This window comes from Cupriavidus phytohabitans (assembly GCF_017815025.1).
Classification (GTDB): domain Bacteria; phylum Pseudomonadota; class Gammaproteobacteria; order Burkholderiales; family Burkholderiaceae; genus Cupriavidus.
Genome location: NZ_JAGIQB010000001.1, coordinates 41,614 through 55,576, shown reverse-complemented (window position 1 = coordinate 55,576; position 13,963 = coordinate 41,614). Strand labels below are relative to the sequence as shown.

The following is a 13,963-nucleotide window of genomic DNA, read 5'->3' as shown; positions in this document are numbered from 1 at the left end:
AATGAAGGGCGCGCCGGGCGCGCCCGAGGAGGTCTTCAGCGGTCTGCGTCGGACAGGTGCATACGCGCGGTTTCACGAGCGGCTGCCGCCGCAACAGCGATCAGCGCGCACACCACCGCCAGGTAGATCGCCACCGGCGCGGTGCTGCCGAAGCGGTCGAGCAGGCCCACCGCGATCAGCGGGGCCAGTGCGCCGCCGAACACGCCGGCGAACTGGAAGCCGAGCGAGGCACCGGTGACACGCACCCGGGTGGCAAACAGCTCGGGCAGGAACGAAGCCAGCGGCGAGAACATGAACGACACCAGCACCATGCCGACGAACGAGGCCAGCATGATCAGCGCCGGGCTGCCGGTCTTGACCATGGCGAAGAAGACAAAGGCCCACACCGCGCCGCCGATGCCGCCGATCATCAGCACCGGGCGGCGCCCGATGCGATCCGCCAGCAGGCCGGCGATCGGGATGAACAGGATCTGCGCCACCGCGCCCAGCAGCACCGCATTGAGCGCGATGCTCTTGGGCAGGCCCAGCTTGGTCGGCACGAAGTACAGCAGGAACAGCGTGAACACGTAGAAGGCGATGTCGCCGCCCAGCCGCGCGCCGAAGGCGATCAGCAGCTGCTTCTTGTAGTTGCGCAGCACTTCCATGATGGGCGCGCGCGCTTCGGCATGCGATTCCTCCAGCTTCTCGAACATGCCGGATTCGCGCACGTTGGAGCGGATATAGAGCCCGACGCCGACCAGCAGCGCCGACAGCAGGAACGGCACGCGCCAGCCCCAGCTCAGGAACGCCTCTTCCGATACCTGCCATGTCACCAGCGCGAACACGCCGTTGGCCAGCAGCAGGCCGATCGGCGCCGCCAGCTGGACCAGGCTGCCGAGCATGCCGCGCCGCTTACCTTCGGGATCGAGCTCGTTGACCATGATCGCGGCCCCGCCCCACTCGCCGCCCAGCGCCAGGCCCTGCACCACGCGCAGCAGCACCAGCAGCAGCGGCGCCAGCGCGCCAGCCGCGGCATAGGTCGGCAGCAGGCCGATGCCGAAGGTGGCCAGGCCCATCATCAGCAGCGTGATGATCAGGATCGACTTGCGGCCCATCTTGTCGCCAAAGTGGCCGAAGATCGCCGCGCCCAGCGGCCGCGCCACGAACGCCACACCGTAGCTGGCGAACGACAGCAGCGTCGCGGTCAGCGGGTCGCTCTGCGGGAAGAACAGCTTGGGAAAGACCAGCGCGGCGGCTGATCCGTAGATGAAGTGGTCGTAGAACTCCAGCGTGGTGCCGGCCAGGCTGGCCCCGGCGACGCGCGCGACTGACTGTTTCTGTGCCGACGCGCCTTTTCCCGCGGCGTCGATGCTGACTGCTTGCATGGTGGTCCTCCAATGGTCCCTGGCCTGCCCGCTGCGCACTGGTCTCTGGCTGCGCGTTGGGTCGTCTCCGGACGGGGCATGCATGTGCCTCGCCTTTGCTCAGTACATTAGGCCATAAACCGCCATACAATCAAGCAAAATATTGTTTGTCAGATATGGTGCATATGCATGCTGGATCTTGGTGCAATGCACTAAAGCGGCATCGGCCGCAAAATGGCTGGGACGCTGGCGGCAGACTCGGGGTAAACACCTAGCAGTCATGGCACTGACGAAAAAAACGGCGCATGCCCAAGGGCATGCGCCGTCTTCTATCTAAAAGGCTGAGGTCGCGTCAGATCACGATGGTCTGGGCCTCGCCCTCGGCACGTTCGCGGATCTCACCGATCTGCCACACGGCTTCGCCGGCGGCCTGCAGGTGGCGGATGGCGCGTTCGGCGTCTTCCTTGGCCACGATCACGACCATGCCAATGCCGCAGTTGAAAACGCGGTGCATTTCGTCGTCGGCCACGCGGCCTTGCGCCTGCAGCCACTGGAACAGCGGCGGCAGGGTCCAGGCATCACGATGCAGCACGGCCGTCACGTTCTGCGCCAACACGCGCGGCACGTTCTCGGTCAGGCCGCCGCCGGTGATGTGGGCCATGCCCTTGACCTGCAGGGTTTCGATCAGCGACAGCAGCGGCTTCACGTAGATGCGCGTCGGCGCCATGATGGCATCCTGCAGGCGCTGGCCGTGGAAGTCGGCATTCAGGTCAGGCCTGGCCACCTCGATGATCTTGCGCACCAGCGAATAGCCGTTGGAATGCGCGCCCGACGACGCCAGGCCCAGCACCACGTCGCCCGGGGTGATGGTGCTGCCGTCGATGATCTTCTTCTTTTCGACCGCGCCGACGGCAAAGCCGGCCAGGTCATATTCGCCGTCCGGATACATGCTCGGCATTTCGGCGGTCTCGCCGCCAATCAGCGCGCAGCCGGCCAGTTCGCAGCCGCGGGCGATGCCCTGGATCACGGTGGCGGCGGTGTCGACGTCCAGCTTGCCGCAGGCGAAGTAGTCCAGGAAGAACAGCGGCTCGGCGCCCTGCACCAGGATGTCGTTGACGCTCATCGCGACCAGGTCCTGGCCGACGGTGTCGTGGCGGTTCAGCTGGAACGCCAGCTTGAGCTTGGTGCCCACGCCGTCGGTGCCCGACACCAGCACCGGCTCCTGGAATTTCTTCGACAGCTCGAACAGCGCACCGAACCCGCCGATGCCGGCCATCACGCCTTCGCGCATGGTGCGCTTGGCAAACGGCTTGATGCGGTCGACCAGCGCGTCGCCGGCATCGATGTCAACACCGGCGTCGCGGTAGGAAAGGCCGGCCTGGCCGTCGGTCGGGGATGCGCTCATGGGAACCTGCTTGTCCTGGAGGAATAAAGGGAGGAACTAAAGTGACAAATCCGGCGCTCGCGCAGTCGGGCTTTCCGTCGCAGCTTCCGTCGCTTGGCATCGGAAGGCGGGCGCGAGTCCAGTAGAATCGCAATTTTAACGGATAGAGGCCCCCGGCTTCCAGTTTCCGGCACACTTGGGCCGCAAACCGGCCCCAAGTGCCTCGTCGCCCTCCTTATTGATGAACGCCCCGCTGCTGAACCACGAGACCAAACGCATCCTGCTCTGGATCGCAGTGGCCGCCGCCCTGTTCGCCGCGATCATCGCGCTGGCGCCGGTGCTGACGCCGTTCCTGTTCGCGTTCATCTTCGCCTATATCCTGAACCCCGGCGTGGACTGGCTGCAACGGCGCCGGGTGCCGCGCGCGATCGGCGTGACGCTGATGATCCTGCTGCTGACGGTGATCTGCGTGATGCTGGTGCTGCTGCTGATCGCGGTGCTCCAGCGCGAGATCCCGCAGGTGCGCGAGCAGTTGCCGATCCTGCTCAAGAAGCTCAATGCCGTGGTGGCGCCGCGCCTGGCGGAGTTCGGCGTGCGTATCCGCTTTGACTTCCCGGGGCTGCGCAACATGATGTCGGACCGCTTCGCGGCCAGCCCGGAAGACCTGCTGGTGGTGTTGCTGAACTACGTCAAGATGTCGGGTTCGGCGCTGCTCGAGGTGGCCGGCATCATCTTCATCGTGCCTATTGTCATGTTCTACCTGATGATGGATTGGCACATGGTGATGCGCCGTATCGAGGGCGTGGTGCCGCGCCGCTGGGTGCCCAAGGTGCGCGAGCTGACCAACGAGACGGATGCCCTGCTGTCGCAATACCTGCGCGGCCAGATCCTGGTGATGGTGATCCTGGCGGCGATCTATTCGATCGGGCTGACCATTGCCGGCTTCGATATCGGCGTGCCGGTCGGGGTGTTCACCGGGCTGGCGGTCTTTATCCCGTACATCGGCTTCGGCGTCGGGCTGGTCATGGCGATCCTGGCGGCGATGCTGCAGTTCGGCAACTGGTATGGCCTGGGCGCGGTGGCGGTGGTGTACGGTTTCGGCCAGTTCATCGAGAGCTTCTACCTGACGCCTCGGCTGGTGGGCGAGCGCATCGGGCTGCACCCGCTGGTAGTGATCTTCGCGCTGCTCGCCTTCGGCCAGCTGTTCGGCTTTTTCGGCGTGCTGCTGGCGCTGCCGACATGCGCCGTGCTGCTGGTCGGCGCGCGCCAGCTACGCCGCGTTTACGTCGCCAGCGACCTGTACCGAAAATAGTCTCTGCCGATTGCCGCAATACTGACCGCACCACCGACCGCAACATCGCCCCCGACGCCCACCCCGGAAGTTAGCCATACGTCATGTCCCCGCGTCCCAACAAGCAACTGTCGCTCGAGCTGGGCAGTCCGCCGCCTTCGACCTTCGAGAATTTCGTGGTGGCGTCCAACCGCGAGCCGGTGCAGCGCCTGCAGGAACTACCCGCCGCGGTCGCGCAGGAGCGCGCCACCGACCGGCTGGTCTACCTGTGGGGCGAGGTCGGCTGCGGCCGCACCCACCTGCTGCACGCGGTCTGCGAGGCCGCGCCGCAACATGGCATCCGTTCGCGCTACCTGAGCCCGCACCACCCGTTGTCGGACTTCCTGTTCGACCCGTGGTGCCAGCTCTATACCGTCGACGATGTCGAACTGCTGGACGAAGCGCGCCAGATCGCGGTGTTCTCGCTGTATAACGAGGTGCGCGCCCACGTGCGCACCGCGCTGGTGGTCGCCGGCGGCCTGGCCCCGCGCGCCATGCCGGTGCGGGAAGACCTGCGCACCCGGCTGGGCTGGGGCCTGGTGTACCAGGTCGCGCCGCTGTCCGACGACGACAAGAAGGCTGCAGTGCTGCAAGCGGCACGCGAACGCGGCCTGCAGCTGTCGCCCGAGATCACGCACTGGCTGGTGACGCGCCATTATCGCGACATGCCCAGCCTGATGGCGCTGCTCGACGCGCTTGATACGTACTCGCTGGAACGCAAGCGGCCGGTCACGCTGCCGCTGCTGCGCGAGATGTTCGCTGAATTCCGGGACTAGGCGACGGCCCCGGCCCCGCCCGCTCCATTGCCCCATCCTGCCTTAAGGTAAAATCGCGCCCCATGAATCTGGCACTCTTTGACCTCGACCACACCCTGATCCCGACCGACAGCGACCATGAATGGGGCCGCTTCCTGGTCCGCCTGGGCATTGTCGACGAGGAAATTTACCGGCAGAAGAACGACGAGTTCTACAACCACTACAAGGCTGGCACGCTGGACATCCAGGCGTTCCTGCGCTTCGCGCTGGGGCCGCTGGCGGCCAACCCGCGCGACAAGCTCGACGCCATGCGCATGCAGTTCATGCACGAGGTGATCGACCCGGTGATCACGCCGCAGGCGCGCGCACTGGTCTACAAGCACATCGAGGCCGGTGACCTGTGCGCGGTGGTGACCGCCACCAACAGCTTCGTCACGGCGCCGATCGCCGCCGCCTTCGGCATCAAGCACCTGATCGCGACCGAGCCCGCCACCATCGACGGCAAGCCGGAAAGCCAGTTCACCGGCGAGGTCTTCGGCGTGCCCAGCTTCCGCGAAGGCAAGATCACCCGCGTCGAGGCCTGGCTGAAGGCCCAGGGCGCGGGCTGGGACAACTTCGAGACCACCACCTTCTACAGCGACTCGGCCAACGACCTGCCCCTGCTGGAAAAGGTCTCCGAACCGATCGCCACCAACCCGGACGATCGCCTGCGCCACCACGCCGCCGCAGCCGGCTGGCGCATCATGGATCTGTTCTGACGTGATCAAGAAGCTCATTACCCGGCTGCTGGGCAAACCCGGCCCCAAGCAGCGCCGCACCGGCCGCGCCCATACGCCGCGCATCGTCAACGTGGACGAACACCAGATCGATCCCACGCTGCTGTCTCGCAATGCCGTCAAGGTCACTTCCACGCTGCAGCAGGCCGGCTACCAGGCCTATGTCGTCGGCGGCGCCGTGCGCGACCTGCTGCTCGGCATCAAGCCCAAGGATTTCGACGTCGCGACCAATGCCACGCCCGAGCAGGTGCAGTCGCTGTTCCGCCGCTCGCGCATCATCGGCCGCCGCTTCCAGATCGTGCACGTCACCTTCTACGGCGGGCGCGAGCAGGAGATCATCGAAGTCTCCACCTTCCGCGCGCTGGTCGATGCCATCGCCAGCGAGACCCTGCCCGAAGGCCGACGCCTGAAGCGCGCCGAGCTCGACAGCAAGACCCATGCGATCGACGCCTCCGGCCGCGTGCTGAGGGACAACGTGTGGGGCTCGCAGGCCGAGGACGCGGAACGCCGCGACTTCACCATCAACGCGATGTACTACGACCCGGCCGCGCAGACCGTGCATGACTACCATCACGGCATGGAAGACATCCGCGCGCGCCTGCTGCGCATGATCGGCGACCCGGCCACGCGCTACCGCGAAGACCCGGTGCGGATGCTGCGCGTGGTGCGCTTCGCCGCCAAGACCGGCTTCGATATCGACGAGGCCACGCGCCACCCGGTCGCCGGCCTGGCCGAGCTGATCCACAACGTGCCGAGCGCGCGCCTGTTCGACGAGATGCTCAAGCTGCTGATGTCCGGCCACGCCTGGGCCTCGCTGCAGGAGCTGCGCAAGGCGGGCCTGCACAAGGGCCTGCTGCCGCTGCTGGACGTGGCGCTGGAGCAGCCCATGGGCCAGCGTTTCGTGCAGCTGGCACTGGACAACACCGACCGCCGCGTGCAGGCCGGCAAGCCGGTTTCGCCGGGCTTCCTGTTCGCGGCGCTGCTGTGGCACCACGTGCTGCAGCGCTGGAACCAGCTGCGCGAGGAAGGCGAACATGCCATTGCCGCACTCAACAGCGCCATGGACTCGGTGCTGGAAAAGCAGACCGGCCAGCTCGCGATCCAGCGCCGCTTCGTCACCGACATGCGCGATATCTGGGGCATGCAGCCGCGCTTCGAGAAGCGCGTGGGCCGCATGCCGTTCCGCCTGCTGGAGTCGCCGCGCTTCCGCGCCGGCTACGACTTCCTGCAGCTGCGCTGCCAGTCCGGCGAGTTGCCGGAAGAGCTGGCCGCCTGGTGGCACGACTTCCAGAACGCCGAGCCGCATGAGCGTGAGAACCTGATCGACGCCGTGCGCAGCGCGCGGGGCCAGGGTGGCGGCCAAGGAGGAGCCCAGGGTGCGGAAGGCGAAGGCCCGGCGCGCAAGAAGCGCCGCCGGCGCAGTCCGCGGAAATCGGATAAAGTTTCTTCCCGGAGCGACTCGGACGCGGGCCAGGCAGCACATGCCGGCCCCGGCCAGCCGGAGGAAACGTAAATGACTCTCGCCTTCATCGGCATCGGCGCCAATCTCGGCGATGCGCGCCAGGCCATCAAGGACGCCATCGTGTGCCTGGCCCAGCAGGTCGGCATCACGGTGCTGGCCCGTTCCTCGCTCTATCGCACCGCGCCGGTCGATGCAGGCGGCGACGACTACTACAACGCGGTGGTCAAGGTGCAGACTTCATTCACCGCGGCGCAGCTCTTGCGCATCTGCCACCACATCGAGGACCAGTTCGGCCGCGAGCGCCCGTTCCGCAACGCACCGCGCACACTCGACCTGGACCTCCTTGTGTTCGGCAACGAACAATGCGACGACGAGCACCTGACCGTGCCACATCCGCGCGTGACCGAGCGCGCCTTCACGCTGGTGCCGCTGGTGGAGCTTGACGCCGAGCTGTCGATCCCCGGGCGCGGCCGCGCCGCCGACTTCCTGGCCGGCGTGGCGTCCCAGCGCATAGAGAAAGTCTCCACCTGCAAGTGCCTGCGCCTGCAGGCCGAGGGCGGGGCCGGCCCTACCGGCTGAGGCCAGCCAGGCCATCCGCGCGAAGCGCCATGCTCGATCACCTGCGCCGCATCGTCGTCGAGGGCCCCGTCGGATCGGGCAAGACCTCGCTGGCCCAGCGCCTGGCGCGTACGCTGCAGGCGCACGAGCTGCCTGACTGCGCGCGCCGCAGTCCCTTCCTGGAACCGTTCTATCGCGATCCCGCGCGCCACGCGCTGGCGCTGCAGCTGTGGTGCCTGACCCAGCGCGCCGTGCAGCTGCAGCAATGGCAGGCCGCGCTGCTGGCCGGCCAGCGCATGGTGACCAATTTCCTGATGGCGAAGGATCGCCTGCACGCGGCGCTGACGCTGGCGCCTGACGAACTGGCGCTGTACGACGCCATTGCCGCGCGCTTCAGCCTGCCGCCGCAGCGGGTCGACCTGGTCATCGTGCTGCAGGCCACGCCGTCGCTGCTGCGCGAGCGCATCGTGCGCCGCGGCGAGCCGGGCGAGGCCGGCATCGACGAACACTACCTGCAGCGGCTGGCCGACGCCTACGGCGAACTGTTCCACCGCTACGACGAGGCTCCCGTGCTGGTCGTCGATACCGCCCACTTCAATCCGGTGGACAACGATGACGATTTCCGTACACTACTGTCGCGCATTGAAAACATGCGCGGCCGCAAGGCCTTTCTCAATCTCGCTGCGCCCTGACAGGCCCCGCCTGCCAGCCACAACACAATAACGACGGCAGCCGTTGCCCTGCGTGGTATCGCGGGTAGTTTAGCGGCACAACCCGCCGTCACATTCGGGCACTGCCATGAGTTACCTCCTCGATCCCTCCCGCAAGACCATCACGATCCCCAAACTGCAGGCGATGCGCGACGCCGGCGAGAAAATCGCCATGCTGACCGCCTACGACTCCAGCTTCGCGGCGCTGCTCGATTACTGCGGCGTCGAGATGATCCTGGTTGGCGATTCGCTGGGTAACGTGATCCAGGGCCAGCAGACCACGCTGCCGGTGACGCTGGAACAGATGGCCTACCACACCGAATGCGTGGCCCGTGGCAACCAGACCGCCATGCTGGTGACCGACCTGCCGTTCGGCACCTACCCGACGCCGGAAGCCGCGTTTGCCAGCGCCGTCACGCTGATGAAAGCCGGCGCGCAGATGGTCAAGCTCGAAGGTGGCGACTGGCTCGCGCCCATCGTCAGGTTCCTGGTCGAGCGCAGCATCCCGGTGTGCGCGCATATCGGCCTGACGCCGCAGTCGGTGCATGCGCTGGGCGGCTTCAAGGTGCAGGGCAAGACCGACACGGGCGCCGCGCAGCTCAAGCGCGATGCGCTGGCGCTGCAGGAAGCAGGCGCGCAGGTGGTGCTGATGGAAGCGGTGCCGGCCAAGCTCGCCGGCGAGATCACGCAGCTGCTGAAGGTGCCGACCATCGGCATCGGCGCCGGCGCCGACTGCACCGGCCAGGTGCTGGTGCTGCAGGACATGATCAACGTCTACCCGGGGCGCAAGGCCAAGTTCGTGCGCAACTTCATGGAAGGCCAGGCCTCGATCGAAGGCGCCGTGCGCGCCTACGTGGCCGCGGTCAAGGACGGCAGCTTCCCCGCTCCCGAGCACACCTTCTCCGCCTGACCCGGTGGAGATCGCTGCCGCCACCGTCGCCGCATTCCGACTGCTCGGCAGCGGCGACCCGGGGCTGTGGTTCATCGTCTGGACCTCGCTGGCCATTGCGGTGCTGGGGCTGGCGATAGCCACCGTGCCCGCCATCGCCGCGGCCTGGCTCATCGCCACGCGGCAGTTCCCCGGCCGGCGAGTGGTGGTGGTGGTGGCGCAGGCTTTTCTCTCCTTCCCGACCGTGCTGGTCGGGCTGATCCTTTATCTCTTGCTGACGCGCCAGGGGCCGCTGGGCAGCCTGCACCTGCTGTTCACGCCCTCGGGCATGGTGCTTGGGCAGGCGGTGATCGGCTTCCCGGTGGTGCTGGCGTTTGCGTTGTCGACACTGCAGGGTGCCGATGTGCGCCTGCGCGAAACCGCATGGGTGCTGGGCGCCGGGCGCTGGCGCACCTTCTTCACGGTACTGCGCGAGCTGCGCTTCGGGCTGATGGCGGCGGTGGTGGCGGGCTTCGGACGCGTGATCGCCGAGGTCGGCTCGGCGCTGATGATCGGCGGCAATATCGAAGGCTCCACCCGCACCATCACCACCGCGATCGCGCTGGAAACCAGCAAGGGCGAATTCGCGCAGGGCATTGCGCTGGGCATCGTGCTGGTGGCGCTGGCGCTGCTGGTCAATATCGGCATGGCGTGGCTGCAGGGCGCGGGAGGGTTCCGGCGATGACAGCCGCACCCCAGCCACCGGCATCCCCATTGCTGACCGTGCGTGGGCTGGCCCGCACCATCGGCCTGCGCCGCCTGTTTGCCATCGACGAACTTGTGGTCCCGCGCGCCACCGCGATCGTGCTGACCGGCATGAATGGCGCCGGCAAGACCACGATGCTGCGCATGCTGGCCGGGTTGGAGCGCGCGCCCGGCGCCACCGTCCAATGGACCGATGCCAACGGCCAGCCCCACAGCGCGCCGCTCGATCCGCTGCCGGCAGCGGTGCGCCAGCGCATTGCCTATCTGCACCAGCACCCCTACCTGTTCCGCACCTCGGTGCGCGCGAACATCGCCTACGGCCTGCATGCGCGCCGCATGCCGCACGACGAGATCGCGCGGCGCGTGGGCGAGGCGCTGGGCTGGGCCGGCGTGTCACACCTGCAGGACACCGACCCAGCGCACCTGTCGGGCGGCGAGATCCAGCGCGTGGCGCTGGCGCGCGCCAAGGTGCTGGAGCCCGAACTGCTGCTGTTGGACGAGCCCACCTCCAGTCTCGACGGACATGCGCGCGAACAGGTGATCGCGCTGGTCCGGGACCTGGCCACCGAAGGCCGCACCGTCATCATGGTGTGCCACGACCGCGAGCTGATCAACCTGCCGGGCGTGGTGCGCTGGAAGCTGGGCGACGGCGTGCTGGACACACATCACCCATAGCGCTCAGGTGAGAGTTGCCGGCAGCGCGCCGCGCAGTGCATTGACTACCACGACGGCGTCGGCACGCGCCAGCATGGCGCGCGTGATGACGCCCTCCTCCACTGCTTCGCCGGGCGCGCCGAGTGCCGCGCCGCCTTGCTCCAGCACGACCGCGCGCATCACCCCGGGCAGGATGTCGGCCGACAGCGGCGGCGTCAGCCAGCGGCCATCGATGCGGACGAAGACCGAGCTGCGCCCGCCTTCCAGCAGCTCGTCGCGGGTATTGAAGAACAGGCGGTCGAAGCCGCCGGCGCGCTCGGCGGCCTGCCAGCCGGCGTCGTAGACCGCGCGGGCGCTGGTCTTGTGGCGGCGCAGCGGATCGGCGTCGGGCAACGGTTCGGGCGCCAGGTCGACCGCGACCGGCCCCTGCAATGGCACCACTGCGCCGCTGGAGAAGGACAGCGTGCCCGCCTTGTCCAGCGCCAGACGCAAGCGCCAGGTACCGGCCTCAAGCTGCCCGGCCTGCGTAGCCATCGCCGCCCGTGCAGCGTCGGCATCGAAGGCAAACCCGAGCGCGCGCGCCGAGGCTCCAAGGCGCGCCAGGTGTCGGTCCGCCTGCAGGCATTCGCCGTCCTGCACGCGCATGGTCTCGAACAGCGTGAAGCCGGGATCGAGCCGCGTCAGGAAGCGCGCCTTCCAGCCGCATTCCGCGAATTCCCCGGCGGCCACGCTGTCGTGGACGATGCCGCCGCCGACGCCCATTTCGCCGCGACGCAGTCCGCTGGCCGATTGCGGCGCGAGCACCAGGGTGCGGATCGCCACGGACAGCGCAAACGGGCCCATGGCGGCGCCGGCTTGCGGGGCATCGAGCCAGCCGATCGCGCCGGTGTACAGGCCGCGCGGCGTGCCTTCCAGTTCGGCGATGATCTCCATGGTGCGCCGCTTGGGCGCGCCGGTGATCGAGCCGCACGGGAACAAAGCCGCCATCAGCGCGCCGAAGCCGGTGCCGGGACGCGCCGTGGCGGTGACCGTCGAGGTCATCTGCAGCACCGCGCCGAACGGCTGCACGGCAAAACGCTCGGGAACCGCCACGCTGCCCGGCTGGGCGATGCGGCCCAGGTCGTTGCGCAGCAGGTCGACGATCATCACGTTTTCGGCGCGGTTCTTGGCATCGGCGGCCAGCGCGGCCGCGGCCCGCGCATCGCGCTGCGCATCGCCCGAACGCGGCGCCGTGCCTTTCATCGGGCGCGTCAGCAGGTGGCCGCCGCCGTCGTGGCGCACGAACAGCTCCGGCGACAGCGACAGCACCCAGGCATCGCCCGGCAACCGTGCCAGCGTGCCGTAGGGCACCGGTTGCGCGGCGCGCAGCGCGGCGTACAGCGCTACCGGATCGCCGAAGGCATTGAAGCGCAGGCGCTGGGTGTAGTTGACCTGGTAGGTGTCGCCGGCCTCGATCCACTGGTGGATGCGGGCGATGGCGTCATCGAAGGCCTCGCGCGGGGTGTCGGAAGCGACATCCATCAATCCGGCTGGCGCCGGCGCGGCGTTGGCCTGGAGCCAGTCGGCCACGGCCGCGCTGTCGAGGCGGCGCAGGTCGCGGAACCAGAGCAGGCGCAGCGCGCCGTCGTGGCATGGCATCGTCGCGCCGGTGTGGACCGGGGCATCGACCAGCGCGCCGCCGAACTCATAAGGGGCAAACAGCGTGGCGTGCCAGCCCTGGCGCCAGCCTTCGGCAAGCATCGCGTCGAGCCGGACGATATCGCTGCCGGCGGGCAGCACGTCTTCGCCGAGGAAGCCGGTGTAGAGGCGCGCTGCGGCTTGCGACGCGGGGGCGGTGGCGTCATCGAGAAGGACGAACACCTCTCCTTGCGCTGAGGGCGTGCTCCCCTCTCCCGCGCGCGGGAGAGGGGTCGGGGGTGAGGGCGGGGGCTGGATGCTTGCTACCACGGGGGCGAAACTCTGAGATTCAGCGGAACAGCCATGCATTATCGCGCGGCAATGAGCCTGGGGGAGAGCAACCGATAGGGCATCGGTACTGCCAGCGTCGGCCCTCACCCCCGGCCCCTCTCCCGCGCGCGGGAGAGGGGAGAAAGAGAGGGAGCGTGCGTCGCGATCGTCGCACAAAAACAAAACCGGCCACGCTCACACGTGGCCGGTCTCATACCGCCCAAGCCGGATCAGCTGAAGAAACTCTTCACCTTGTCCAGCCAGGATTGCTCCTGCGGGCTATGCCGCGAACCGCCCTCGTGCACCGAGCGGTCGAACTGGCGCAGCAGTTCCCTCTGCGCCTCGGTCAGCTTGACCGGCGTCTCCACGTTCACGTGCACGTAGAGATCCCCCGGATACCCCGAACGCACGCCCTTGATGCCCTTGCCGCGCAGGCGGAAGGTCTTGCCCGATTGCGTCGCCTCGGGCACCGGGAAGGTGGCCTTGCCGTTCAGCGTCGGCACTTCCAGGTCGCCGCCCAGCGCCGCGGTGGCGAAGGAGATCGGCATCTGGCAGTGCAGGTCATCGCCATCGCGCTCGAACACGGTGTGCTGCTTGATGTGGACTTCCACGTACAGGTCGCCCGGCGGCCCGCCGTTGATGCCCGGCTCGCCGTTACCCGACGAGCGGATGCGCATGCCTTCGTCGATGCCCGCCGGAATCTTCACTTCCAGCGTCTTTTGCGACTTCAGCTTGCCCTGGCCGTGGCACTTGGTGCACGGCTTGGGGATGAACTTGCCGCTGCCGTGGCACTTCGGGCAGGTCTGCTGCATGGTGAAGAAGCCCTGCGACACGCGCACCTGGCCGGCGCCATGGCAGGTCGGGCAGGTCTCGACGCTGGAGCCCGGCTCCGCGCCCTTGCCGTGGCAGTGGTCGCAGTCGTCCCAGTGCGGCACGCGGATCTGCGCCTCGTGGCCGTGCGCGGCCTGCTCCAGCGAGATTTCCATGCTGTAGCGCAGGTCGGCGCCGCGATAGGCCTGCGGGCCGCCAGCGCCGCGGCGACCGCCGCCCTGCTGGCCGAAGATATCGCCGAAGATGTCGCCGAAGGCCTCGGCGAAACCGCCGTAGCCCTGCGCGCCGCCGAAGCCGCCAGCCATGTTGGGATCGACGCCGGCGTGGCCGTACTGGTCATAGGCCGCTTTCTTCTCGGGGTCGGAAAGCATCTCGTAGGCCTCTTTGACCTCCTTGAACTTTTCCTCGGCTTCCTTGGCTTCCTTGCCTTCCGGATTGCGGTCCGGGTGGTACTTCATCGCGAGCTTGCGATAAGCCTTCTTGATTTCGTCGTCGCTCGCGTTCTTGCCTACCCCGAGCACTTCGTAGTAGTCACGTTTTGCCATGGTGGCTCATTACCCTTTGGCCGGCAGGCGCATGC

The 13,963-nt window shown here is 67.8% G+C and carries 13 protein-coding genes; 9 read left to right on the top strand and 4 right to left on the bottom strand.

What is annotated here, in order from left to right; genetic code table 11:
- Positions 1-35 precede the first annotated feature (35 nt).
- Positions 36-1,364 (bottom strand): MFS transporter, encoded by a 1,329-nt coding sequence (locus tag J8I34_RS00265; protein ID WP_029045958.1) that lies wholly within the window; start codon positions 1,362-1,364, stop codon positions 36-38.
- A 331-nt stretch (positions 1,365-1,695) separates the two neighbouring features.
- Positions 1,696-2,748, bottom strand: a complete 1,053-nt coding sequence (gene purM, locus J8I34_RS00260) for a phosphoribosylformylglycinamidine cyclo-ligase (protein ID WP_209769355.1) — start codon at positions 2,746-2,748, stop codon at positions 1,696-1,698.
- A 220-nt stretch (positions 2,749-2,968) separates the two neighbouring features.
- On the opposite strand from purM, the gene J8I34_RS00255 reads away from it, so the two are divergent.
- The 9 genes from J8I34_RS00255 (at position 2,969) to J8I34_RS00215 (ending at position 10,626) form a co-directional block, all read left to right on the top strand.
- Positions 2,969-4,039, top strand: coding sequence for an AI-2E family transporter (locus J8I34_RS00255; protein WP_029048933.1), 1,071 nt, complete (start codon positions 2,969-2,971; stop codon positions 4,037-4,039).
- Positions 4,040-4,122: 83 nt separating this feature from the next.
- A complete protein-coding gene (gene hda / locus J8I34_RS00250; RefSeq protein WP_029048934.1) occupies positions 4,123-4,833 on the top strand; it encodes a DnaA regulatory inactivator Hda in 711 nt (236 codons plus the stop codon).
- A 62-nt stretch (positions 4,834-4,895) separates the two neighbouring features.
- Entirely contained in the window at positions 4,896-5,570 is a 675-nt protein-coding gene (locus J8I34_RS00245; protein WP_209769353.1) for a histidinol-phosphatase, read from the top strand.
- Position 5,571: 1 nt separating this feature from the next.
- Positions 5,572-7,101 (top strand): polynucleotide adenylyltransferase PcnB, encoded by a 1,530-nt coding sequence (gene pcnB, locus J8I34_RS00240; RefSeq protein ID WP_209805104.1) that lies wholly within the window; start codon positions 5,572-5,574, stop codon positions 7,099-7,101.
- The gene (gene folK / locus J8I34_RS00235; RefSeq protein WP_209805103.1) at positions 7,102-7,629 is read left to right on the top strand and encodes a 2-amino-4-hydroxy-6-hydroxymethyldihydropteridine diphosphokinase; all 528 of its coding nucleotides are present in this window, start codon (positions 7,102-7,104) and stop codon (positions 7,627-7,629) included.
- Between the two features lie 29 nt (positions 7,630-7,658).
- Positions 7,659-8,300: a deoxynucleoside kinase gene (locus tag J8I34_RS00230; protein WP_209769349.1), complete on the top strand. Its 642-nt coding sequence runs from the start codon at positions 7,659-7,661 to the stop codon at positions 8,298-8,300.
- Between the two features lie 106 nt (positions 8,301-8,406).
- Positions 8,407-9,228 (top strand): 3-methyl-2-oxobutanoate hydroxymethyltransferase, encoded by an 822-nt coding sequence (gene panB / locus J8I34_RS00225; RefSeq protein WP_029048939.1) that lies wholly within the window; start codon positions 8,407-8,409, stop codon positions 9,226-9,228.
- Between the two features lie 4 nt (positions 9,229-9,232).
- Positions 9,233-9,931, top strand: coding sequence for an ABC transporter permease (locus tag J8I34_RS00220; RefSeq protein ID WP_029048940.1), 699 nt, complete (start codon positions 9,233-9,235; stop codon positions 9,929-9,931).
- A complete protein-coding gene (locus tag J8I34_RS00215; protein ID WP_029048941.1) occupies positions 9,928-10,626 on the top strand; it encodes an energy-coupling factor ABC transporter ATP-binding protein in 699 nt (232 codons plus the stop codon). Before J8I34_RS00220 ends, J8I34_RS00215 begins: the two co-directional genes overlap by 4 nt.
- A 3-nt stretch (positions 10,627-10,629) precedes the next feature.
- Here the strand turns inward: J8I34_RS00215 and pabB are convergent, their stop codons facing one another.
- Together pabB and dnaJ are read right to left on the bottom strand one after the other, a co-directional pair.
- Entirely contained in the window at positions 10,630-12,552 is a 1,923-nt protein-coding gene (gene pabB, locus J8I34_RS00210) for an aminodeoxychorismate synthase component I (protein WP_371748025.1), read from the bottom strand.
- A 230-nt stretch (positions 12,553-12,782) separates the two neighbouring features.
- On the bottom strand, positions 12,783-13,928 hold the full coding sequence (gene dnaJ, locus J8I34_RS00205) for a molecular chaperone DnaJ (protein ID WP_029048943.1): 1,146 nt from the start codon (positions 13,926-13,928) through the stop codon (positions 12,783-12,785).
- Positions 13,929-13,963: the final 35 nt, after the last annotated feature.

Coding starts and splice junctions, on each gene's coding strand:
- J8I34_RS00265 (WP_029045958.1), bottom strand. CDS start 1,364: ATGCAAGCAGTCAGCATCGACGCCGCGGGAAAAGGCGCGTCGGCACAG.
- purM (WP_209769355.1), bottom strand. CDS start 2,748: ATGAGCGCATCCCCGACCGACGGCCAGGCCGGCCTTTCCTACCGCGAC.
- J8I34_RS00255 (WP_029048933.1), top strand. CDS start 2,969: ATGAACGCCCCGCTGCTGAACCACGAGACCAAACGCATCCTGCTCTGG.
- hda (WP_029048934.1), top strand. CDS start 4,123: ATGTCCCCGCGTCCCAACAAGCAACTGTCGCTCGAGCTGGGCAGTCCG.
- J8I34_RS00245 (WP_209769353.1), top strand. CDS start 4,896: ATGAATCTGGCACTCTTTGACCTCGACCACACCCTGATCCCGACCGAC.
- folK (WP_209805103.1), top strand. CDS start 7,102: ATGACTCTCGCCTTCATCGGCATCGGCGCCAATCTCGGCGATGCGCGC.
- J8I34_RS00230 (WP_209769349.1), top strand. CDS start 7,659: ATGCTCGATCACCTGCGCCGCATCGTCGTCGAGGGCCCCGTCGGATCG.
- panB (WP_029048939.1), top strand. CDS start 8,407: ATGAGTTACCTCCTCGATCCCTCCCGCAAGACCATCACGATCCCCAAA.
- J8I34_RS00215 (WP_029048941.1), top strand. CDS start 9,928: ATGACAGCCGCACCCCAGCCACCGGCATCCCCATTGCTGACCGTGCGT.
- dnaJ (WP_029048943.1), bottom strand. CDS start 13,928: ATGGCAAAACGTGACTACTACGAAGTGCTCGGGGTAGGCAAGAACGCG.